Raw genomic sequence first — 21457 nt, 5'->3', positions numbered from 1 at the left:
CCCGGCGATCACTCGCCCGCCCGCAGGGTGGCGTGCAGGTCCTGCAAAGGGCGGACGGTCATGTCGCCGCGGATGCGGGCCTCGATGCCCATCACCGCCGCCGCCGCGCCCGGGACCGTGGTGATGCAGGGGATGTCCGCCGTCACGGCGGCGCTGCGGATCTCGTAGCCGTCGGAGCGGGCGCTCGCCCCGGAGCCCTGCGGCGTGTTCACCACCAGCGCCACGTCGCCGGCGAGGATCATCGACACCGCGTCGGCACCCGCGCCGGCCTCGTAGTGCTTGCGGATCTGCTCGCAGGCGATGCCGTGCCGGCGCAGCACCTCCGCCGTGCCGGCGGTGGCGACGATCTCGAAGCCCAGGTCGGCCAGGCGCTTGATCGGGAAGATCATGCCGCGCTTGTCCCGGTTGGCCACCGAGACGAAGATCCGCCCGGCGGTCGGCAGCGACCCGTACGCGGCGGACTGGCTCTTGGCGAAGGCGTGCCCGAACTTGGTGTCGATGCCCATCACCTCGCCGGTGGACTTCATCTCCGGGCCCAGCAGCGAGTCGACGCCCTTACCGGCCGGGGTGCGGAACCGCTTGAACGGCAGCACCGCCTCCTTCACCGCGATCGGCGCGTCGGCCGGCATGGTGCCGCCGTCGCCCGTCGGCGGGAGCAGCCCTTCGGCGCGCAGCTCGGCGATGGTCGCGCCGAGCGCGATCCGGGCCGCCGCCTTGGCCAGCGGCACCGCCGTGGCCTTCGACACGAACGGCACCGTCCGCGACGCGCGGGGGTTGGCCTCCAGCACGTACAGCACGTCGTCCTTGAGGGCGTACTGGACGTTGAGCAGGCCACGCACCCCCACCCCCTTGGCGATGGCCTCGGTGTAGCGACGCACCTGCGCCAGGTGCGAGCCGGCCAGCGTCATCGGCGGCAGCACGCAGGACGAGTCGCCGGAGTGGATGCCGGCCTCCTCGATGTGCTCCATCACCCCGCCGAGGTAGACCTCGCCGTCGGCGTCGCAGAGGGCGTCCACGTCGATCTCGATGGCGTCGTCGAGGAACCGGTCCACCAGCACCGGATGGTCCGGGGAGATGTCGGTGGCCCGCCCGATGTAGTCGCGCAGGGTCGGGTCGTCGTAGACGATCTCCATGCCCCGCCCACCGAGCACGTACGAGGGGCGCACCAGCACCGGGTAGCCGATCTCGGCGGCGATCGCCTTCGCCTCCCCGTAGGAGGTGGCCATGCCGTGCGCCGGGGCGCGCAGCCCGGCCCGCGCCAGCACCGCGCCGAACGCGCCCCGCTCCTCGGCCAGGTGGATCGACTCCGGGGAGGTGCCGACGATCGGCACCCCGGCGTCCTTGAGCCGCTGCGCCAGGCCCAGCGGGGTCTGCCCGCCGAGCTGCACGACCACCCCGACCACGCCCGGCCCGCCGGCCGCCCTGCCGGAGGAATCCTCGGCGTGCCAGACCTCCAGGACGTCCTCGAAGGTCAGCGGCTCGAAGTAGAGCCGGTCGGCCGTGTCGTAGTCCGTCGACACGGTCTCCGGGTTGCAGTTGACCATGACGGTCTCGTAGCCGCCGCCACCACCAGCGGCGGCCGAGCCGACGGGCGCGGCGCGCAGCGCCTGGACGGCGTGCACGCACGAGTAGTCGAACTCGATGCCCTGGCCGATCCGGTTCGGCCCCGAGCCGAGAATGATCACCTTGGGCCGGGCCGAGGGCGCGACCTCGGTCTCCGAGTCGTACGTCGAGTAGTGGTAGGGGGTGGTCGCCTCGAACTCGGCGGCGCAGGTGTCCACCGTCTTGTAGACCGGGCGGACGCCGAGCCGGTGGCGCAGGGTGCGTACCCCGTCCTCGGCGGCCAGCTCGGGGCGCAGCGCGGCGAGCTGCCGGTCGGACAGGCCGGCCCGCTTGGCGCGGCGCAGCAGGCCGGCGTCGAGCACCGGGGCGTCGACGATCTCCGCGCGCAGCTCCACCAGCGCGGCGACCTGGTCCAGGAACCACGGGTCGATCCCGCCGGACGCGGCGGAGACCTCGGCGATCGACGCGCCGAGCCGCAGCGCCCGCTCGACGGTGTAGAGCCGGCCGTCGTGCGGCACCCGCAGCGCGGCCAGGGTGTTCTCTCGGGTGGCGTCGGCCGGGTCGGGCACCGTCCAGAAACCCGACGCCTTGGTTTCCATCGAGCGCATCGCCTTGTTCAGCGCCTCGGTGAAGTTGCGCCCGAGGCTCATCGCCTCGCCGACCGACTTCATGGTGGTGGTCAGCTCCGGGTCCGCGCCGGGGAACTTCTCGAACGCGAACCGGGGAATCTTCACGACCACGTAGTCCAGGGTCGGCTCGAACGCCGCCGGGGTCTTCAACGTGATGTCGTTGGGGATCTCGTCGAGGGTGTAGCCGATGGCCAGCTTCGCGGCGATCTTCGCGATCGGGAAGCCGGTCGCCTTCGACGCCAGGGCCGAGGAGCGGGACACCCGGGGGTTCATCTCGATCACGACGATCCGGCCGTCGGCCGGGTTCACCGCGAACTGGATGTTGCAGCCGCCGGTGTCCACCCCGACCTCGCGCAGCACCGCGATGCCGAGGTCGCGCAGCCGCTGGTACTCCCGGTCGGTCAGCGTCATCGCCGGGGCCACGGTCACGCTGTCGCCGGTGTGCACGCCCATCGGGTCGACGTTCTCGATCGAGCAGACCACCACCACGTTGTCGTGGCGGTCGCGCATGAGTTCGAGCTCGTACTCCTTCCAGCCGAGCACGCTCTCCTCGATGAGCACCTCGTGCACCGGGCTGGCGGCCAGGCCCGCCCCGGCGATGCGCGCCAGGTCGGCGTCGGTGTGCGCCATGCCGGAGCCGAGGCCGCCCATCGTGAACGACGGCCGGATCACCACCGGCAGGCCCAGCTCGGCGACCGTGGCCTCGACCTCGGCCATCGAGTGGCAGACCCGCGAGCGGGGCACCAGCGAGGCCGGGTCGGCCAGGCCCAGGCGCGCGCCGGCCTTGGCGACGATGTCCTTGAACAGCTGCCGGTCCTCGCCCCGGTTGATGGCGTCGATGTTCGCGCCGATCAGCTCGACGCCGTACTTGTCCAGCACGCCCGCGGCGTGCAGGGCGACCGCCGTGTTCAGCGCGGTCTGCCCGCCGAGGGTGGGCAGCAGCGCGTCGGGACGCTCCCTGGCGATGACCAGCTCGACGAACTCCGGGGTGATCGGCTCGACGTACGTGGCGTCGGCGAACTCCGGGTCGGTCATGATCGTCGCCGGGTTCGAGTTGACCAGGCTGACCCGGATCCCCTCGCTGCGCAGCACCCGGCACGCCTGGGTGCCGGAGTAGTCGAACTCGCAGGCCTGCCCGATGACGATCGGCCCGGAGCCGATCACCATGATGTGCTTGAGATCGGTCCGCTTAGGCATGCGCGCGCCCCTCGCTGTGGGTCCGGCCTTCACTGGGCCGCTGGTCGAGGGCACGACCCTCGATGAGCTCGGCGAAGCGGTCGAACAGGTAGTCCGCGTCGTGCGGACCGGCCGCCGCCTCCGGGTGGTACTGGACGGTGAAGGCGGGCACGTCGAGCGCCCGCAGCCCCTCGACCACGTTGTCGTTGAGGCAGACGTGGGACACCTCGACGCCGCCGAACTCGGTGTCGATCACCTGGTCGGGCACGACCGCGCCCTGCTCCTGTTCGCGGCCCGGCCAGGCGACCGCGAAGCCGTGGTTGTGGCTGGTCACCTCGACCTTGCCGGTGGCCCGGTCGAGCACCGGCTGGTTGATCCCCCGGTGGCCGTAGCCGAGCTTGTAGGTGCCGAAGCCCAGCGCCCGGCCGAGGATCTGGCTGCCGAAGCAGATGCCGAACAGCGGGATCCGCCGGCCGAGCACCTCGCGGGCCAGCCGCACCGGGCCGTCGGCGGTGGCCGGGTCACCCGGACCGGGCGAGAAGAAGACGGCGTCCGCGCCGGTGGCGAGCAGGTCGTCGAGGCTCGACCCGGCGGGCAGCACGTGGGTGGTGACGCCGCGCGCGGCGAGCCGGCGCGGCACGTTGCGCTTGATGCCCAGGTCCAGGGCGGCCACCGTGAACCGGTGCGGGCCCTCGGCGGCGACGACGTACGGCTGCGCGGTGCTCACCTCGGCGGAGAGGTCCGCGCCGACCATCTGCGGCGACTGGCGGACCCGGGCCAGCAGGGCGCGCGGGTCGTCGTCGACGCTGGAGATGCCGACCCGCATCGCGCCGCGCTCGCGCAGGTGCCGGGTCAGCGCGCGGGTGTCGACGCCGCTGATGCCGACCACGCCCTCGGCGGCGAGCCGGTCCGCCAGAGTGCCGGTGGACCGCCAGTTCGAGGCGGCCCGGGCCGGGTCGCGCACCACGTACCCGGCGACCCAGATCCGGGCCGACTCGTCGTCCTCGGCGTTGACGCCGGTGTTGCCGATGTGCGGGGCGGTCTGCACCACCACCTGCCGGTGGTACGACGGGTCGGTCAGGGTCTCCTGGTAGCCGGTCATGCCGGTGTTGAAGACCGCCTCGCCGAAGGTCTCGCCGACGCTGCCGTACGCCTCGCCGTGGAACGTGCGCCCGTCCTCCAGTACGAGGATCGCGGGCCTGCGCTTGCTGGTCACTTGACCGCCTTTCCGTCCAGGACCGTCGGCTCGCCGCGCAGGAAGGTCGCCACGATGCGACCCGGCAGCGTCATGCGGGCGTACGGGGTGTTGCGACTGCGGCTGGCCAGCTCCGCGGGCTCGATGACCCGGCGGGCGGCCGGGTCGACCAGGGTCAGGTTGGCCGGCACGCCGGGGGCCGGGTCGAGGCCGTGGCCGTCGAGCCCGGCGATCCGGGCCGGGGCGCGCGACATCCGCTCGGCGATCAGGTCCCACTGCGGGCCGAGCACGTCCAGCGCGATCGACAGCGCCGTCTCCAGGCCGAGCATGCCCGGCCGGGCGTACGCCCACTCGCACTCCTTGTCCTCCACGGCGTGCGGGGCGTGGTCGGTGGCGATGACGTCGATCACGCCCTCGGCCAGGGCGGCGCGCAGCGCGGCGATGTCGGTGGCCGTGCGCAGCGGCGGGTTGACCTTGAACACCGGGTCGTACGTGCCGGCCCGCTCGTCGGTGAGCAGCAGGTGGTGCGGGGTGACCTCGGCGGTGACGCGTACCCCCCGGGCCTTGGCCTGGCGCAGCACCTCGACGCTGCCGGCGCATGAGACGTGGCAGACGTGCAGCCGGCTGCCGACGTGCTCGGCGAGCAGCACGTCCCGGGCGATGATCGCCTCCTCGGCGACCGCCGGCCAGCCGGTGAGCCCGAGCCGGGTGGAGACCTCCCCCTCGTGCATCTGCGCGCCCTCGGTGAGCCGGGGCTCCTCGGCGTGCTGGGCGATGATCCCGTCGAACGCCTTGACGTATTCCAGCGCCCGGCGCATCAGCTTCGGGTCGGCGACGCAGTGCCCGTCGTCGGAGAAGATCCGCACCCGGGCCGCCGAGTCGGCCATCGCGCCCAGCTCGGCCAGGCGCTCCCCGGCCAGGCCGACGGTGACCGCGCCGATCGGCTGCACGTCGACCAGCCCGGCCTCCCGACCGAGCCGCCAGACCTGCTCGACCACGCCGGCGGTGTCGGCGACCGGGGAGGTGTTCGCCATCGCGCAGACCGCCGTGTAGCCGCCGAGCGCCGCCGCCCGGGAGCCGGACTCCACGGTCTCGGCGTCCTCGCGGCCCGGCTCGCGCAGGTGGGTGTGCAGGTCGACCAGGCCGGGCAGGGCCACCAGCCCGGTGCCGTCGAGCTGAGTGGCGTCCGGTGCGGTGAGCCCGGTGCCGGTCTCGGCGACGACGCCGTCGCGGATGAGCAGGTCGGTCGGCGCGGCGCCGACGACGCTCACGTTGGTGATCAGGTACGCGGTCACAGGTTCTTCCCCCCGAGCAGCAGATAGAGGACGGCCATCCGCACGGAGACCCCGTTGGCGACCTGTTCGACGATGGTGGAGCGGGGCGAGTCGGCGACCTCGGGCGTGATCTCCATGCCCCGGTTCATGGGCCCGGGGTGCATGACGATCGCGTGCTCCGGCAGCCGGCGCATCCGGGGCCCGTCGAGCCCGTAGCGGCGGGCGTACTCGCGGGCCGACGGGAAGTAGGAGTCGGTCATCCGCTCCCGCTGCACCCGCAGCATCATCACCACGTCGACGTTCGGCAGCACGGCGTCGAGGTCGTAGGAGACGTCGATGCCGGGCGCGAGGGCCTGCGCGATGTCGACGGGGATCAGCGTGGGCGGGCCGACCAGGGTGACCTTCGCCCCGAGGGTGGACAGCAGCAGCACGTTGGAGCGGGCGACCCGGGAGTGCAGGACGTCCCCGACGACCGCGACGTGCAGGCCGGCGAGCCGGCCCAGCCGGGCCCGCATCGTGTACGCGTCCAGCAGCGCCTGGGTGGGGTGCTCGTGGGTGCCGTCGCCGGCGTTGACCACCGACCCGTCGACCCAGTTGGCCAGCCGGTGCGGGGCACCGGAGGCGGGGTGCCGGACGACGACCGCGTCGGCGCCCATCGCCTGGAGGGTGAGCGCGGTGTCCTTCAGGCTCTCGCCCTTGGCCACGCTGGAGCCCTTGGCCGAGAAGTTGATCACGTCGGCGCTGAGCCGCTTCGCCGCCGCCTCGAACGAGATCCGGGTCCGGGTGGAGTCCTCGTAGAAGAGGTTCACCACGGTCCGGCCACGCAGCGCGGGCAACTTCTTGACCTCCCGGCCGGCGACCGTGGCCATCTCGGCAGCCGTGTCCAGGATCTGGGTGGCGGTGACGGCGTCCAGGTCGGCGCCGGAGAGCAGGTGCCGAATCATGCGGCGGTCGCCTCCCCGTACAGCTTGACCTCGTCGGCGCCGTCGGTCTCGGCGAGGGTGACCCGGACGTTCTCGGCCAGGGCGGTCGGGATGTTCTTGCCGACGTAGTCGGCGCGGATCGGCAACTGCCGGTGGCCCCGGTCGACCAGCACGGCGAGCTGCACCGAGGCGGGGCGGCCCACGTCGCTGAGCGCGTCGAGGGCGGCCCGGACGGTGCGGCCGGAGAAGAGGACGTCGTCGACGAGGACGACCCGCTTGCCGTCGATCCCGCCCGACGGAAGCTGGGTCGGGCCGACCGCGCGGGTGGCGTGCCGGCGCAGGTCGTCGCGGTAGAGGGTGATGTCGAGCACACCGGCCGGGACGGCGACGTCCTCGAAGGTGCCGATCCGGGCGGCGAGCCGCCGCGCGAGCGGCACCCCGCGGGTGGGAATCCCGAGCAGCACGGTGTCGGCGGCGCCCTGTGTCTTCTCGAGGATCTGGTGTGCGATGCGGTCGACCACCCGCGAGACGTCCGCTGCGGCGAGGATCACCTTCACCGAGGGTTGTCGCGGCGGCGACGCATGGGCAGCCGATGGGTAGGCCACGGCGGACCTCCTTCCCCGCCTCACGGGACGGGTCGTTAAAGGACGTCTGACTCCTCCGGCCGGCCGCGAGCGGCCCGGGCGGGGGCTGCATGCCACGTTACCAGCGGTCACGGGACCGCCCGACGCCGGCACTGACCCCAGAATCAGGCTGGCGAATCGGGACAACTCCCCCGCGCAGCCCAACGGTAGGGTCACGACCACTTGACCAGTTGTCGCAATCCCCGTACCGTCACGCTCCGTAGCGATCGCGGGGTGAACCCCGAGCAGCACTGGGAGTGTCCGAATGCCCTCTGAATACGCCAAGTCGCTGGGCGCCCGCCTGCGCTCCATCCGCCAGCAGCAGGGTCTGTCCCTGCAGGGAGTGGAGGAGAAGTCCAACGGGCGGTGGAAGGCCGTGGTGGTCGGCTCGTACGAGCGCGGTGACCGCGCCGTCACGGTGTCCCGCCTGGCCGAGCTGGCCGACTTCTACCGGGTGCCCGTCTCCGAGCTGCTGCCCGACGGCAGCGGGGTGCGACACGAGCCCACCAGCAAGATCGTCCTGGACCTGGAGCGGCTCTACGACGACGCCTCCGAGGACCTGGCCTACGTCGCCCGGTACGCCCGCGCCATCCAGCAGCAGCGGGGCGACTACAACGGCCGGGTGCTCTCCATCCGCGCCGACGACCTGCGCGCCCTGGCGATCGTCTACGACGCCTCGCCGTCCGGGCTGATCGAGCGCCTCACCGAGCACGGCGTGCTCGTCGCCGACCCGCGGGCGTTCTTCGCGTCCTGACCGGTCACGCCGGTCACGCCGAAAGGGCCCGTGCCGACGGCACGGGCCCTTTTCGACAGCGCCGGGGCCCTTCTCGACACTGCCGCCCGGCACGGAGCGGGTCGGGACCTTGTCGACGACGCCCGTCAGCGCGTGGCGTACTCGGCGATCCGGCCGAGCACCCCGTTGAGGAAGCGCGGCGAATCGTCGGTCGACATCTGCCGGGCCAGCTCGACAGCCTCGCTGATCGCTACCGCGTCGTCGAGCTCGTCGACATAGAGCAGCTCGTAGACGGCGATGCGGGCCAGGTTGCGGTCCACCGCCGGCATCCGGTCCAGCGTCCAACCCTCGGCGTAGCTGGCGATCAGCTCGTCGATCCGGCCCAGGTGCGCGGCCACCCCCTCGATGAGGCTGACCGCGTACCCCAGGTGCTCCGGGTGAGGCTTCTCGATCCGCTCGACGTAGCCGGCGAGCACCTCCACCGGCGGCCGGTCGCGCAGGTCGGCCTCGAAGAGCACGTCCAGCGCCCGCTTGCGCGCCTTGCGGCGCGCCGGCATCTGCTGCTTGGCACCCTCGGCCATCAGGCGCGGCCGAGGTAACGGCCGTCGCGGGTGTCGACCTTGATCTTCTCGCCGGTGGTGATGAAGAGCGGCACCTGCACGGTCGCGCCGGTCTCGACCGTCGCCGGCTTGTTGCCGCCGGTCGACCGGTCGCCCTGCAGGCCCGGCTCGGTGTACGTGATCTCCAGCACCACGGAGGTCGGCAGCTCGATGTAGAGCGGCACGCCCTCGTGGGTGGCGACGGTCGCCTCGGCCTCCGGCAGGAGGTAGTTGGCGGCCTCGCCGACGGTGCCCCCGGGGACGGTGATCTGGTCGAACGTCTCCAGATCCATGAAGACGTAGTCCTCGCCGTCGGCGTAGAGGTATTGCATCGTGCGCTTGTCCACGGTCGCGGTCTCGACCTTGGTGCCCGCGTTGAAGGTCTTGTCGACCACCTTCCCGGACAGCACGTTCTTCAGCGTGGTACGCACGAAGGCGCCACCCTTACCGGGCTTGACGTGCTGGAACTCCACGACGGCCCAGAGCTCCCCGTCGAGGTTGAGTACCAGGCCGTTCTTCAGGTCGTTGGTGGTGGCCATTTCCTGCCTTGATCATCAATTGGCGGACAGACCTGGCAAGTCTACTAGCTGCCGCCGCCGGCCGTTCCCGCCGTCAGCCGCCGGCCGTTCCCGCGCCCGCGCGGGCCGCCAGGTGGTGCAGAGCGAGGCGGTAGCCGTCCACGCCCAGCCCGCAGATCACCCCCGTCGCCACCGCCGACACCACCGAGTGCGCGCGGAACTCCTCCCGGGCGTGGATGTTGGAGATGTGCACCTCCACCAGGGTGCCGCGCAGCAGCGCGCAGGCGTCCCGCACCGCGATCGAGTAGTGCGACCAGGCGGCCGGGTTGAGCACCACCGCCGCCTGCTCGTCGGCCGCGTCGTGCAGCCAGCCCACCAGCTCGTGCTCGGCGTCGGTCTGCCGGACCGTCACGTCCAGCCCCAGCTCCCGGCCGGTCGCCTCGCAGAGCCCCACCAGGTCGGCGTAGCTGGTCGCCCCGTACACGTCGACCTGGCGGGTGCCCAGCCGGCCCAGATTCGGCCCGTTCAGCACGTACACCCTCATGAGGCGACCTCCCGGTAGGCGGCGTGCAACAGCTCGTCGTCCGGGCCCTCCAGGATCGCCGGGCGGGCCAGCGCGTCGAGCACCACGAACCGCAGCCGCGAGCCGCGGCTCTTCTTGTCCACCCGCATCGCGGCCAGCAGCTGCGGCCACGCGTCGGCCCGGTACGCCGTCGGCAGCCCGAGGGCCGTCAGCACCGTGCGGTGCCGGGCGGTGGTCTCCATGTCCAGCCGGCCCGCCAGCCGGGCCAGCTCGCCCGCGTAGACCAGCCCGACGGACACGGCGTGCCCGTGCCGCCAGCGGTACCCCTCCACCTTCTCGATCGCGTGGGCCAGGGTGTGACCGTAGTTGAGCACCTCGCGCACCCCGGACTCGCGCAGGTCGCCGGAGACCACGTCGGCCTTCACCCGGATCGCCCGCTCGATCAGCTCCCGGACCACCGGCGACGTCGGGTCCGTCGCCGCCGCCCGGTCCCGCTCGACCAGGTCGAGGATCACCGGGTCGGCGATGAACCCGCACTTGACCACCTCGGCCAGCCCCGCCGCCAGGTCGGCCGGCGGAAGGCTGTCGAGCACCGCGAGGTCGCACAGCACCCCGACCGGCGGGTGGAAGCCGCCGACCAGGTTCTTGCCGGCCACCGTGTTGATCCCCGTCTTGCCGCCCACCGCCGCGTCGACCATGCCCAGCAGCGACGTCGCCACCGGCACCCAGCGCACCCCGCGCAGCCAGCAGGCCGCGACGAAGCCAGCCAGGTCGGTGACCGCGCCGCCGCCCACCCCGACCACCGCGTCGGTGCGGGTGAAGCCCGCCTCGCCGAGCCGGTCCCAGCACGCGGCGGCCACCTCGATGGCCTTGCCCGCCTCGGCGTCCGGCACCTCCACGAACAGGGGTGCCGCCCCGGCCGCCGCCAGGCGCGTGCCGATCGCGTCGGCCAGCCCCTTCAGCGGCGGTGCGTGCAGCACCGCCACCTGGCTCGCGCCGGGCAGCAACGTCGGGAGCGCGTCGAGCAGGTCGCGTCCCACCAGCACGTCGTACGGCCGTTCGCCGCCGACCGGAATCCAGGTCACCTCGTCCATCGCCCGGGAGCCTAGTCCAGCCGCCGCCCACGAGGCGCCGCCTGTCCACTCCCTGGCGCCTTGGTGGTAAGGAAGGGCCCCTTGTCAACGCATTCTGTATAGGAAGGGTCCCTTCCTGACATCGCGGGCGGCGCGACGCGGCCGGATGCGACCGGCGCGCGACCGGCGACGGGGCGGGAGGGTGGCGGGGCGGGGCGGGGACTCAGGGCTTGAGCAGGGCCGCGACCTCGGCGGCGATCTCCTCCGGCGTACGCCCGTCGGTGACCACCGTCACGGTCGCCACCTCGGCATACAGCGGGCGGCGCTGGTCCATCAGGTGCTTCAGCGTCGCCCTCGGGTTGATCGCCAGCAACGGCCGGCCGGCGCCCAGCCCGACCCGCTTCACCGCGTCGGCCAGCTCGACGCTCAGGTGCACCACGGTGTGCCCGACCAGGGCGGCCCGGTTCTCCTCGGCGAGCACCGCGCCACCGCCGAGGGCGAGCACCCCGGCGCAGGAGGTCAGCGCCGCGGCGGTGGCGGCCCGCTCCAGGGCGCGGAAGTGGTCCTCGCCCTCGTCGACGAAGATCTCGGGGATCGGCTTGCCGGCCATCGCCTCGATGTCGGCGTCGGTGTCGCGGAACTCCACCCCGAGCAGCTCCGCGAGTGCCTCGCCGACGGTGGTCTTCCCCGAACCGGGCGACCCGACGATGACGACCAGCGGCCGCGTCCGGCCGCCCGGATCACCAGGGGACACCGAGTCGTCAGGCGGCGTCAGGCTCACCGGATCACCAGGGCGTCGAGGTAGCCGGCCAGGTTGCGGCGCATCTCGGCCACCGAGTCGCCGCCGAACTTCTCCACGGCGGCCTCGGCGAGCACCAGCGCCACCATCGCCTCGGCGACCACGGCGGCGGCCGGCACGGCGCAGACGTCGGAACGCTGGTTGATGGCGGTCGCCGGCTCCCCCGTGGCCACGTCCACCGTGGCCAGGGCCCGGTTCAGCGACGAGATCGGTTTCATCGCCGCCTTCACCCGCAACGGCTCGCCGGTGGTGATGCCGCCCTCCAGGCCGCCGGCCCGGTCGGTCACCCGGCGCACCCCGGTGGCGGTCGGCACGATCTCGTCGTGCGCCTCCGAGCCGCGGGAGCGGGCCTGCAACCAGCCGTCGCCGATCTCCACGCCCTTGATCGCCTGGATCGACATCAGCGCCGTGGCGAGCCGGGCGTCGAGCTTGCGGTCCCACTGCACGTGGCTGCCCAGACCCGGCGGCACCCCGTACGCCAGCACCTCGACCACGCCGCCCAGCGTGTCGGCGGCCTTCTTCGCGGCGTCGATCTCGGCGACCATCCGGGCGCTCGCGTCGGAGTCGAGGCAGCGCAGCGGGTCGGCGTCGATGCGCTCGGCATCCTCCGGCGTCGGCCGCAGCCCCGGCTTCGCGGCGACCGAGCCCAGCTCCACGACGTGCGAGACGATCTCGATGCCGAGGGCCTGCTTCACCAGGGCCTTCGCCACCGTGCCGACGGCGACGCGGGCGGCGGTCTCCCGCGCGCTGGCCCGCTCCAGGATCGGCCGGGCGTCGGTGTGGCCGTACTTCTGCATGCCGGCCAGGTCGGCGTGGCCCGGGCGCGGGCGGGTCAGCGGCGCGTTGCGGGCCTGCCGGGCCAGCTCGTCGGGGTCCACCGGGTCGGCGGCCATCACCGTCTGCCACTTGGGCCACTCGGAGTTGCCGACCCGGATGGCGACGGGGCTGCCCAGGGTGACGCCGTGCCGGAGCCCACCGATGAACTCGACGACGTCCTGCTCGAAGGCCATCCGGGCACCCCGGCCGTAGCCGAGCCGGCGGCGGGCCAGCTCACCGGCGATCTCGCCGGTGGTCACCTCGATCCCGGCGGGCACGCCCTCCAACATCGCGACGAGGGCGGGACCGTGCGATTCACCTGCAGTCAGCCAGCGCAACACGTGGGCAAGTCTGTCACGCCCGGGTCACGTCCCACCGCGCCGCCCACCGCGTCCCGCACTACGGACGCCGCCTTCACCACCGTGACCCCGACCGCGATCACCGCTGGGACCCCGGCCACCGGGGACGGCGACCGGCAGCTACGATCCTCCCGGCGTGCCGGGAAGTCTGGTCGGCGGTTCCTCCGTCGACCCCTTCGACCCGGGAGTGCCGGTGCTGCTGTTCGCCTTCGCCGCCGTCCTGCTGCTCGCCGTGCTGCTGTCCAGCCTGGCGCACCGGACGATCCTCTCCACCGCCGTCCTGTTCCTGGTCGCCGGCTTCCTGCTGGGGCCGGAGACCACCGGGGTGTTGGACGTCAACGCCTCTTCCCCGCTCGTGGCGACCCTGGCCGAGCTGGCCCTGTTCACCGTGCTGTTCACCGACGGCATGCGGGTCGGCTGGGCCGACCTGCGCTCGGCGTGGCGGCTGCCCGGCCGGGCGCTGGGCTGGGGGTTGCCGCTGACCCTGCTGATCACCGCGCTACTCGCCCACTACCTGGTGGGCCTGCCCTGGGCGGAGTCGCTGCTGCTGGGCGCGATCCTCTCCCCCACCGACCCGGTCTTCGCCGCCGCGCTGGTCGGCAACGAGCGGGTGCCGGGGCGGCTGCGGCACCTGTTGAACGTGGAGTCCGGCGTCAACGACGGCCTCGCGCTGCCGTTCGTGATCCTCTTCCTGGCCGTCGCCGCCGGGTCGGACGACCTGCACCTGGGCGAGCTGGGTTGGGAGCTGCTGCTCGGCGTGGTGATCGGCGTCGCCGTGCCGTGGCTGGCGCTGCGGCTGGAGCGCAGCCGGTTCCTCGCTGCCTCCACCGCGTACGAGCCGCTCAACGGCGTCGCCATCGGCCTGCTGGTGCTGGCGCTCGGGCAGGTCACCCACGCCAACCTCTTCCTCGCCGCGTTCGCCGCCGGCATCACCGTGGCCACCCTCGGCGAGCGGCAGCGGGAGGCGTTCGAGCACTTCGGGGAGTTGATCGCCGAACTGTTCAAGCTGGCCGCGCTGCTGGTGTTCGGCGCGCTGATCTCGATCGAGTTCCTCGGCGAGATCAGTTGGACCGGCTGGGTGTTCGCGGCGCTGGCGATCGTGGTGGCCCGCCCGCTGGCGCTCGCCGTGTCGTTCCTCGGCTCGCGGCTGACCCGCACCGAGCAGTTCGCCGCCATGTGGTTCGGGCCGAAGGGCTTCGCCTCGGTGGTCTACGGGCTGCTGGTGCTGGAGGCCGGCATCACCGCCGGGGACGAGATCTTCCACCTGGTGGCGCTGACGATCGTACTGTCGATCCTGGCCCACTCCTCGACGGACATCGTGGTTGCCCGGATCTTCGACCCGGCCACCACCCCCGCCTGGTACGACCGGCTGCGCGAGGTGTCGAACCGGCGGTCGGCCCGCCGGGGCGAGGGGCGCCCGGCCCGTCGACGGCGCGGGTGACGTGTGGTCATCGCCGGGTCAGCCCGATGGTGGTGGCGAGGCGGGTCAGGTCGGCGGGGGTGTGCCCGGCGCGGAGCACGGCGGTGAGGGCGGTTCTGGCGGCGGAGCGGGCGCGGGTTTCGGCGGGGGCGATGTCGTCGGCGGTGACCAGGGCGCGGCCGGCGGCGTGGTGGTCGCCGAGGTCGAGGTGGGCGCGGGTGATGTCGATGAGGTGGGCGGCGCGGTGTTCGGCGGGAATCCGGTGCCAGCCGTCGTCGGTGGTGGCCCGGCGGTGGAGGGTGACGGCGTGGTGGTGGTCGCCGAGGTGGGTGGCGGCCAGGGCGCGGGCGAGCGTGACGGCGGTGGGGCCGAAGGCGGTGCCGTCGCCGTCGTGGTGCCGGCCGCCGTGGGCGGTGGCGAGGTGGGCCGCGCGTTCGGTGAGGTCGTGGGCGGTGGCGGCGGCGCCGTAGGTGGCGGCGGCGAGGGCGGCTTCGATCAGCAGGGTTCCGGTCAGTCCAGGCTCGCCGGGCAGGAAGGCGCGCGACGGCGTCAGATTCAGCTGGTGTACGGCGGTGAGCGCGGCAGCCTGCGCGAGGCGTCCCCACCGTAGGGCGCGCAGGGCCTGGGCGAGGGACACGGCGGCGAGGCCGGTGCGGTGGGGGTCGCCGGTGGCAGCGATAACGGCGCGGTCGGCCACCAGCAGGGCGAGGTGGGGTTCGCCGAGTTTGACCAGCGTTTGGGCGGTGAGCCGGTAGACGCGGACGAGCAGGTCGGCTGCTGTCTCGGTGTGGTGGGTGTGCCGGGTGGCGGCGAGCAGGTCGGGCAGGATCCGTAGGACCTGTGGGTGGTGGCCGTTGCGGTAGGAGGCCCAGGCGTAGGCGGCCTGGTCGTCGAGTTGGCGCAGCGACGGGGTGTCGCTGCCGGGATCGGGCGGGTCGTGGCGGGCGAGGACTGCCCGTACGCGCTCCACGGCGGCGCTGATGTCGGTGGCGGGTTCCCGGCGGGTCTTGTCGGTGAGCAGGACGTTCGGGGCGACACCGAGAGCGGTGGCGACGGTTTCGATGACGGAGAGCCGGTCGAGGGTGCGTACGCCTCGTTCGACCTTGTCGACCCAGCTCTTCGACCTGCCGATCCGGTCGGCGAAGACCTGCTGACTCATCCCCCGCCGCGCCCGCAACTCGGCCATCCGCCGCCCGATCGGCACCTCGTCGCGGCTGCGCCGGCCGGGCCCGGTCACCTGCTCTGCTCCGGCGGCAGGGCGTGGGTGTGCTCGCCGCAGCGGGGGCACCACCGGGACTTGACCCGGAACGCGAGGAGTCCGAGCAGGAAGCCGGGGACCAGGCCCCCGAACACAATCGACACGACTTCGGAGATCACCGGGAACCCTGGCCTTCTTGCGGGGCGGAGGGCCGGCACGTTGGCCTACCCGGACTCCCCGGCCGGTCCAGCCGCCCGGGCCTACGCCAGGGACGCGTCACCCCTGATGTGTGCGGGGCAGGCAGCATCCGTTGTGCAGAACATGGCATGCGCTGAACGCTGCCAGCGTGTCACGGACGGTTAAACCGCTCGCATGCGACCATGAAGGGACGTCTATGAAAGGTCCCTGGTCGTCATGGCGCGAAACGATGCACTCAAGGCGGCGATCGTGGCAGCCGGTCTTTCCTTCGCTGACCTCGCCGAAAGGTGCGATGTGGACGTGAAGACCGTGGAGAGGTGGGTCAGCCGGGGGCGCGTACCTCACCCTCGCTCCAGAGTGCGAGCGGCCGAGGTGTTGGGCGAGGATGTGAGGGTGCTATGGCCTGAGATGATCCGACGTGCCGTGAAGGTTGGAAGCGATCGTGAACTGGTCGGCATCTATCCTCGCCGCGCCGACCTCCCCCAGTCGGTGTTCCGTGAGGCGATCGGGCGTGCCAGTTCCCGGCTGTGGTTCGGTGGGTACACCAGCTATTTCCTCTGGCTGGAGGTGCCCGGCGTCTCCGCCACCCTCAAAGCCAAGGCGAGCGCCGGGGCCGACCTGCGATTCCTGCTCGGAGATCCGGACAGTCCGGTCACGGCCGAACGGGAGAGGACCGAAGCGACTCCGCTCACCCTGGCGACTCGCATCGCGATGACGCGCGCAGAGCTCAGCAAGGTCGGCGCCGTGATTCCGGTCCGCTTCTCCGTCCGCCACCTCGCCATGTCCGTGTGGGTCTTCGACGAGGAGGCCATAGTCGCCACGCACATCGGGGCGGGGCTCGGGCAGGACTCCGTGACGCTGCACCTGCGACGGTGGCAGGACGGGGGAGCGTTCGACCGATACGTCGAACACTTCGAGTCTTTGTGGGCCGATGGCAAGCCTGCCACCCCACAGGACTGAGCCGTACGGAGCTGAGTCGAATACGACATCACCCGCACCTGCCCGCATCGGTGATCAAGAGGAAAACGTCAGAGTTGATCTCAACGATGACGCAAACCTCTTGATCAACAACCGGGGCGAAGGCAGGGGCGGAGGCAAGGCGGAGCCGGGGCGGAGGCAGGGGCGGTGCGGGCCGGACGGCGACGGCCCGCACCGCGTCCGGTCAGTGTCTGGCGAGGATACGCGCGTCGGCGGCGATCACGCGCGCCTTCGCCACGGGCAGGAGCCGCCCGGCGTGCCGTTCGGCGTACCGGGCCAGCTCCGCGTACCGGCGCTTGACCAGGTGGTTGGTGAGCACCATCAGGGCCTGGTCCTTCGCGCCGGAGGTGAGCACCAGGTGACCCAGGCCGGCCGGGGTCACCGCGACGGTGAAGGTGGACTCGGCGGTGGCCGTGCCCTTCGGGCCGGTCGCCTCGGCGCGCAGCCGGTGCGCGCCGGCCGCCAGCGCGGTCAGGTCGAGGGGCTTGCCCACCGGCACCACCGCCCCGTCGAGGGTGACGGTCACGGTGTCGGCGTCGGTGGCCGGCACGGTGAGCAGGGGCCGCTGCGCCCGGTCCAGCTTGACGCCGTCGGCCGGGGCGGCGATCGACACGGTGGGGACGGCCGCGCCGAGCTGACCGGCGGCGTTCCAGCCGGCCAGTTCAGCCGCCCGGTTCGTGATGATCCCGTCGGTGCCGATCCGCTCCAGCTGCTGCCACTGGGCCGGCGAGTCGACCGTCCAGGCCATCACGGCGACACCGGCGGCGTGCAGGTCGGCGACCACGGCCGGCCGGGCCAGCAGCGCCGCGCCCGTCGGGTTGTACGCGGTCACGCCCAGCTCCCGCGCCACGGCGACCGGGTCGGCGTCCAGGCCGCTGCGCAGCAGGCCGGTCGGCAGCTCGGGGGCGAGTTCCCGGGTGTGGCGCAGGGCGTCGACCTCGAAGCTCTGCACGAAGACCCGGCTCGTCATCTGCTCGGCGCGGATCACCTCGACGATGCGGGCCACCTCGTCGCGGGTGTGCGCGCCCTTGATCTCCAGCAGCAGGTTGCCGCCCCGGTTCCGCAGGTCGGCGAGCTGCTCGGCGAGGGTCGGCAGGCGGGCCCCGGCGTACTGCGGGGCGAACCAGGAGCCGGCGTCGAGGGCCTTGAGCTGGGCGGCGGTGAGGGTACGGATCGCGCCCGCGCCGTCGGTGGTGCGGTCGACGGTGGCGTCGTGCAGCACGAACGGCACCCCGTCGCTGCTGGGCTGGACGTCGTTCTCGATGAAGTCCGCACCGGAGCGGCGGGCGATCTCCTGCGCCACGAGGGTGTTCTCGGGTGCCGAGGCGGACGCGCCCCGGTGGGCGATGATGGTCAGCGGCGCGCCGGCCGGGCGCAGGTAGCCGTTCGGCGGCAGCTCGGTGACCAGCACGTCGTCGAAGGAGACGCTGCTGCCGTTGACGATCAGGGCCTGGCCGCCGTCGGTGGAGCGGGTGAGGCTGCTGGTGCGCAGCAGTTGGCGGCCGTCGAGGAACCAGCGGGCCTGGTTGCCGTGCACCTCCACGGCGATTTTCATGTCCCGCCCCGTGCCGGCAGCGTACGGCGCGGAGCCGGTGTTGGTGACGTTCCAGGCGTTGGCGGTGGTGAGCTGGGCGAACTCCAGGCCGTTCGCGGCGGTGGTGCCGCTGCGCATGGTGGCGATCCACCACGGGGTACGCCCGTCGGCGGGCACGTCGAGGCCGAGCGACGTCCACCGGGTCGGCTCGGCGACGGACTCGAAGCGGACGGTCGCGGAGAACCGGAAGTCGGTGAGGTGCCGGCCGAAGGTGATCTTCTTGGTGCCGCTGGTGGCGGTGCCGTACAGCCGGCCGTCGCGCACCGTCCACTCGCCGTCGATGGCCCGCCAGCCGGCGGGCAGCATACCGGCGGAGAAGTCCTCGGCGACGACGACGTCGTTGGGCGCGGCGGTGGCGGGGGCGGAAACGGGAACGGCGGCGAGCAGGCCGGCGGTCGTGGCGAGCGCCGCGAGGACGGCCACGGACCGGCGCGGCCGTCGTTTCAAGGTCAACATGCCCCGCACGCTAGGCATCGCCCAGAAACGCCTGGTGTCGCCGCCGCTGACACCGGCCGACCCACGGATGCACACCGGACGGGCCGCAGGTCCGCTCGGTGGGCGGCGAATGTCGGGGAGATGGCGGTATCCGTGGGCGCGGATACCGCCATGTCGCCGACATGACGGCGCTGAACCGGGCCGGGCCGGGCGGGGCGGGCCGCTACCGGGTCGGGCGGATCTCGATGCCGACCTCGACCGACAGGGCGGCGGCCATCGCCGCGACCGGGGCGCGGACGCCGGTGAAGTGCTCGAACTGGCCGACCGCCTGGGCGACCAGCAGGTCCAGCCCGGACACCACCCGGCAGCCGGCCGCCTCGGCCGAGGCCGCGAGGGGCGTGGGCCACGGGTCGTACAGCGCGTCGAAGTAGACCGCGCCGGGCCGCCACCGGGCCTGCGCCGCGACCGCGTCGGCGACGCCCTTCGGGACGGTGGAGACGACCACGTCGGCGTCGGTGTGACCGGCCGCGTCGGCCCAGTCGGCGCCGGCCAGCCGCAGGCCGAGCGCGTCGGCGGCCGGGCGCAGCTCCTCGATGGCCGACGCGCGGCGGGCCACCACGGTCACCGTGCCCGAGCCGAGGCGGGCGGCGGCGGCCAGGGCGGCCCGCGCGGTGCCGCCCGCGCCGAGCACGGTGAACCGGGCCCCCGGCGGCACCCCGGCCGCGCCGAGCAGCTCGATCATGCCGGCGGCGTCGGTGTTGTCCGCGTACCAGGAGCCGTCGGGGCGGTGGACCAGCGTGTTCGCCGCGCCCATCGCGGCGGCGACGGGCGACACCTCGGCCGCGAGGGCGAGGGTGGCCTCCTTGCACGGCATGGTCACCGACAGCCCGGCCCACTCGGGGCCGAGGCCGGCGACCATCGCCGCCAGCTCCGCCTCCGCGCACTCGATCGTCGTGTACGACCACCCGGCGAGGCCGGCGGCGGCGTAGCCGGCGTTGTGGATCACCGGGGAGAGGGAGTGACTGATCGGCTTGCCGACCACCGCCGCCCGCCGTGGCGTCGTCATCAGATGATCCCGGCCTCCTTGGCCTTCGCCTCGTTCTTCAGGTGCTGCTCGTACGTGTCGGCGAAGGCGGAGTGGCCCTTGTCGTCGATCGCCACGAAGTAGAGCCACTTACCGGGGGGCGGGTCCATCGCCCCCTCCAGCGCCTGCTTGCCCGGGTTGTTGATCGGGGTGGGGATCATCCCGCGCAGCTTGCGGTTGTACGGGTTCTTCGGGTTGTCCAGCTCGGCCGCGGTCATGTCCTTCGACTTCTTGCCCTCCTGGCCGATCGACTCGAAGTAGTAGTTGACCGTGACGTCCATCTCCAGGCAGTTGCAGTCGAACTCGCCGTACACCCGGTTGTAGGCCACCCGGGCGACCTTGCCGAGGTCGTCCTTGTTGCCGGCCTCGGCCTGGGCGAGGGACGCGACGATCAGCGCCTCGTACGGGCTGATGCCGCCCCGCTCCTCCTGCACCCGGTCGGCGAACTTCATCTCGCCGGTGACGGTGAGAAAGTTCTGCACCATCGTCGTCAGCAGGATCTCGGCGGTGGCCTTGGGCGGGATCTCGTACGTGTCCGGGTAGAGGAAGCCCTCGACCGACTTCTTCGCCGGCTTGCCGTCGGTGCGCTTGAACCACCAGTCCGGCACGCCGAGCCCCTCCGGGTCCTTCGCGGCGGCCTCGAACTCCTTGATCGGGATCTTGGTCTTCTCCGACAGCAGCTTGTAGACGTTCTTGGCGGTGCGACCCTCGGGGATGGTGACCTGATTCGTAATCTTGTTCTTCAGGTCGAGCAGCATGATCAGGGCCTGCTCGCCGCTCATCTGCTTGCGCACCTTGTAGGTGCCGGGCTGGATGTTCTTGCTGCGCGAGTTGGCCTCGGCCGCCTCGATGAAGGCCTTGGCGCTCTTGACCACCCCGGCGTCGTAGAGCGCGACAGCCATGTCGGCGATCAGCGCGCCCTGCTTGATCTCGACGGTCACCTCGCCGGTGCCGGCCCCGTCGTAGTCGGGGGTGACGAAGTAGCTCTGCACCCGGTCGAAGCCGTAGAAGGCACCGCCGCCGATCACGCCGAGCAGGACGAAGGCCATCAGCAGGGCGAGGGCTGTCCTGCCCCCGCTCCCGCCCGACTCGCCCTTGCGCTTGCGTACGTAGCTGCGCCGGTGCTTGCCTTTGTCGCCACTCCGTTCCGACTCGTCGAAACCGAGGTCCAGATCGTCGATCATCGCGTCCGCCTCCGCTGCGCGTCCAGCCAGCTCTGCAGGATCTCGACCGCGGCGGCCTGGTCGACCACCGCGCGTTGGCGCTTTCCCCGGACGCCACGCTCGGCAAGCCTACGAGAAGCCACGACCGTCGACATCCTCTCGTCGGTGAGCGTTACCGGAACGGGCGCTATCACCTCAGCCAACCGGTCAGCATACGCCTTCACATTCCGGGCGGCCGGGCCGTGCTGGCCGGCGAGGTTGACCGGCAGGCCGACGACCACCTCGACGCACTCGTGCTCGGCGATCAGGGCGACCAGTTGGGCCATGTCGCTCGGCACGGCGTCCTCTGCGGCGGTCAGGTCCCGGGCGAGTGTCACCAGCGGGGTGGCCAGCACCCCGTGCGGGTCGGACCGGGCCACCCCGACCCGCACCTGCCCCACGTCGACGCCCAGCCGGACCCCGTGCACCGTTTCGGCCATGTTCCGTTCATCCTGCCCTGAAAAGACCGCTGTCCGCCTTGGAACGGCGTTCGTCCTGCCCTGGAACGGGTAAGGGCGGACCGTGACGGCCCGCCCTGACCCGAC

20 protein-coding genes are annotated in these 21457 nt (G+C 72.5%); 3 read left to right on the top strand and 17 right to left on the bottom strand.

What is annotated here, in order from left to right; genetic code table 11:
- Positions 1-8 precede the first annotated feature (8 nt).
- Genes carB through pyrR form a run of 5 tightly spaced genes read right to left on the bottom strand, consistent with a single transcriptional unit; the run spans position 9 to position 7365 of the window.
- Complete coding sequence (carB, locus tag ACFT41_RS01860; protein WP_377588004.1) at positions 9-3389, bottom strand: carbamoyl-phosphate synthase large subunit; 3381 nt, start codon at positions 3387-3389, stop codon at positions 9-11.
- Positions 3382-4584: a glutamine-hydrolyzing carbamoyl-phosphate synthase small subunit gene (carA, locus tag ACFT41_RS01855; RefSeq protein WP_377588003.1), complete on the bottom strand. Its 1203-nt coding sequence runs from the start codon at positions 4582-4584 to the stop codon at positions 3382-3384. The genes carB and carA overlap by 8 nt, the downstream gene beginning before the upstream one ends.
- A complete protein-coding gene (locus tag ACFT41_RS01850) occupies positions 4581-5858 on the bottom strand; it encodes a dihydroorotase (RefSeq protein ID WP_377588002.1) in 1278 nt (425 codons plus the stop codon). Before ACFT41_RS01850 ends, carA begins: the two co-directional genes overlap by 4 nt.
- Positions 5855-6781, bottom strand: coding sequence for an aspartate carbamoyltransferase catalytic subunit (locus ACFT41_RS01845; protein WP_377588001.1), 927 nt, complete (start codon positions 6779-6781; stop codon positions 5855-5857). The genes ACFT41_RS01850 and ACFT41_RS01845 overlap by 4 nt, the downstream gene beginning before the upstream one ends.
- The gene (gene pyrR, locus ACFT41_RS01840) at positions 6778-7365 is read right to left on the bottom strand and encodes a bifunctional pyr operon transcriptional regulator/uracil phosphoribosyltransferase PyrR (RefSeq protein ID WP_377588000.1); all 588 of its coding nucleotides are present in this window, start codon (positions 7363-7365) and stop codon (positions 6778-6780) included. Before pyrR ends, ACFT41_RS01845 begins: the two co-directional genes overlap by 4 nt.
- A gap of 283 nt (positions 7366-7648) precedes the next feature.
- On the opposite strand from pyrR, the gene ACFT41_RS01835 reads away from it, so the two are divergent.
- Positions 7649-8137: a transcriptional regulator gene (locus ACFT41_RS01835; RefSeq protein ID WP_007075816.1), complete on the top strand. Its 489-nt coding sequence runs from the start codon at positions 7649-7651 to the stop codon at positions 8135-8137.
- A gap of 125 nt (positions 8138-8262) precedes the next feature.
- On the opposite strand, the gene nusB is transcribed toward ACFT41_RS01835, so the two are convergent.
- The 6 genes from nusB to aroC all read right to left on the bottom strand — a co-directional run bounded on the left by nusB (position 8263) and on the right by aroC (position 12785).
- Complete coding sequence (gene nusB, locus ACFT41_RS01830) at positions 8263-8673, bottom strand: transcription antitermination factor NusB (protein ID WP_377588013.1); 411 nt, start codon at positions 8671-8673, stop codon at positions 8263-8265.
- Positions 8674-8696: 23 nt separating this feature from the next.
- Positions 8697-9254 carry an elongation factor P gene (gene efp / locus ACFT41_RS01825; RefSeq protein ID WP_007075814.1) on the bottom strand — a complete coding sequence of 186 codons (558 nt, stop codon included), beginning with the start codon at positions 9252-9254 and terminating at the stop codon, positions 8697-8699.
- Between the two features lie 73 nt (positions 9255-9327).
- Positions 9328-9777, bottom strand: coding sequence for a type II 3-dehydroquinate dehydratase (gene aroQ, locus ACFT41_RS01820; protein WP_377587999.1), 450 nt, complete (start codon positions 9775-9777; stop codon positions 9328-9330).
- On the bottom strand, positions 9774-10850 hold the full coding sequence (gene aroB / locus ACFT41_RS01815; RefSeq protein WP_377587998.1) for a 3-dehydroquinate synthase: 1077 nt from the start codon (positions 10848-10850) through the stop codon (positions 9774-9776). Before aroB ends, aroQ begins: the two co-directional genes overlap by 4 nt.
- A 202-nt stretch (positions 10851-11052) precedes the next feature.
- Positions 11053-11583: a shikimate kinase gene (locus tag ACFT41_RS01810; protein ID WP_377588012.1), complete on the bottom strand. Its 531-nt coding sequence runs from the start codon at positions 11581-11583 to the stop codon at positions 11053-11055.
- Between the two features lie 23 nt (positions 11584-11606).
- Positions 11607-12785 carry a chorismate synthase gene (gene aroC / locus ACFT41_RS01805; RefSeq protein WP_377587997.1) on the bottom strand — a complete coding sequence of 393 codons (1179 nt, stop codon included), beginning with the start codon at positions 12783-12785 and terminating at the stop codon, positions 11607-11609.
- 154 nt (positions 12786-12939) lie between these two features.
- Between aroC and ACFT41_RS01800 the strand changes: the two genes are divergently transcribed.
- Entirely contained in the window at positions 12940-14244 is a 1305-nt protein-coding gene (locus tag ACFT41_RS01800) for a cation:proton antiporter (RefSeq protein ID WP_377587996.1), read from the top strand.
- A gap of 7 nt (positions 14245-14251) precedes the next feature.
- Here ACFT41_RS01800 and ACFT41_RS01795 read toward each other — a convergent pair whose 3' ends face one another.
- Both ACFT41_RS01795 and ACFT41_RS01790 read right to left on the bottom strand, forming a co-directional pair.
- Positions 14252-15460 (bottom strand): helix-turn-helix domain-containing protein, encoded by a 1209-nt coding sequence (locus tag ACFT41_RS01795; RefSeq protein WP_377587995.1) that lies wholly within the window; start codon positions 15458-15460, stop codon positions 14252-14254.
- On the bottom strand, positions 15457-15600 hold the full coding sequence (locus ACFT41_RS01790) for a hypothetical protein (RefSeq protein ID WP_377587994.1): 144 nt from the start codon (positions 15598-15600) through the stop codon (positions 15457-15459). The genes ACFT41_RS01795 and ACFT41_RS01790 overlap by 4 nt, the downstream gene beginning before the upstream one ends.
- A 235-nt stretch (positions 15601-15835) precedes the next feature.
- Here ACFT41_RS01790 and ACFT41_RS01785 point away from each other — a divergent pair, with 235 nt between their 5' ends.
- Complete coding sequence (locus ACFT41_RS01785) at positions 15836-16579, top strand: helix-turn-helix domain-containing protein (protein ID WP_377587993.1); 744 nt, start codon at positions 15836-15838, stop codon at positions 16577-16579.
- Positions 16580-16781: 202 nt separating this feature from the next.
- On the opposite strand, the gene ACFT41_RS01780 is transcribed toward ACFT41_RS01785, so the two are convergent.
- From ACFT41_RS01780 to ruvX, 4 genes are all read right to left on the bottom strand, one after another.
- Positions 16782-18647 (bottom strand): glycerophosphodiester phosphodiesterase, encoded by a 1866-nt coding sequence (locus ACFT41_RS01780; RefSeq protein ID WP_377587992.1) that lies wholly within the window; start codon positions 18645-18647, stop codon positions 16782-16784.
- Between the two features lie 202 nt (positions 18648-18849).
- Complete coding sequence (locus ACFT41_RS01775) at positions 18850-19692, bottom strand: shikimate dehydrogenase (RefSeq protein WP_377587991.1); 843 nt, start codon at positions 19690-19692, stop codon at positions 18850-18852.
- Positions 19692-20894 carry an endolytic transglycosylase MltG gene (gene mltG / locus ACFT41_RS01770; RefSeq protein WP_377587990.1) on the bottom strand — a complete coding sequence of 401 codons (1203 nt, stop codon included), beginning with the start codon at positions 20892-20894 and terminating at the stop codon, positions 19692-19694. Before mltG ends, ACFT41_RS01775 begins: the two co-directional genes overlap by 1 nt.
- Positions 20891-21352: a Holliday junction resolvase RuvX gene (gene ruvX, locus ACFT41_RS01765; RefSeq protein ID WP_377587989.1), complete on the bottom strand. Its 462-nt coding sequence runs from the start codon at positions 21350-21352 to the stop codon at positions 20891-20893. Before ruvX ends, mltG begins: the two co-directional genes overlap by 4 nt.
- Positions 21353-21457: the final 105 nt, after the last annotated feature.

It is taken from the genome of Micromonospora sp. NPDC057141 (assembly GCF_042670805.1).
Lineage (GTDB): Bacteria > Actinomycetota > Actinomycetes > Mycobacteriales > Micromonosporaceae > Micromonospora.
Note: the sequence above shows the minus strand (reverse complement) of the source record. Positions and strands in the feature narration are given on the sequence as shown.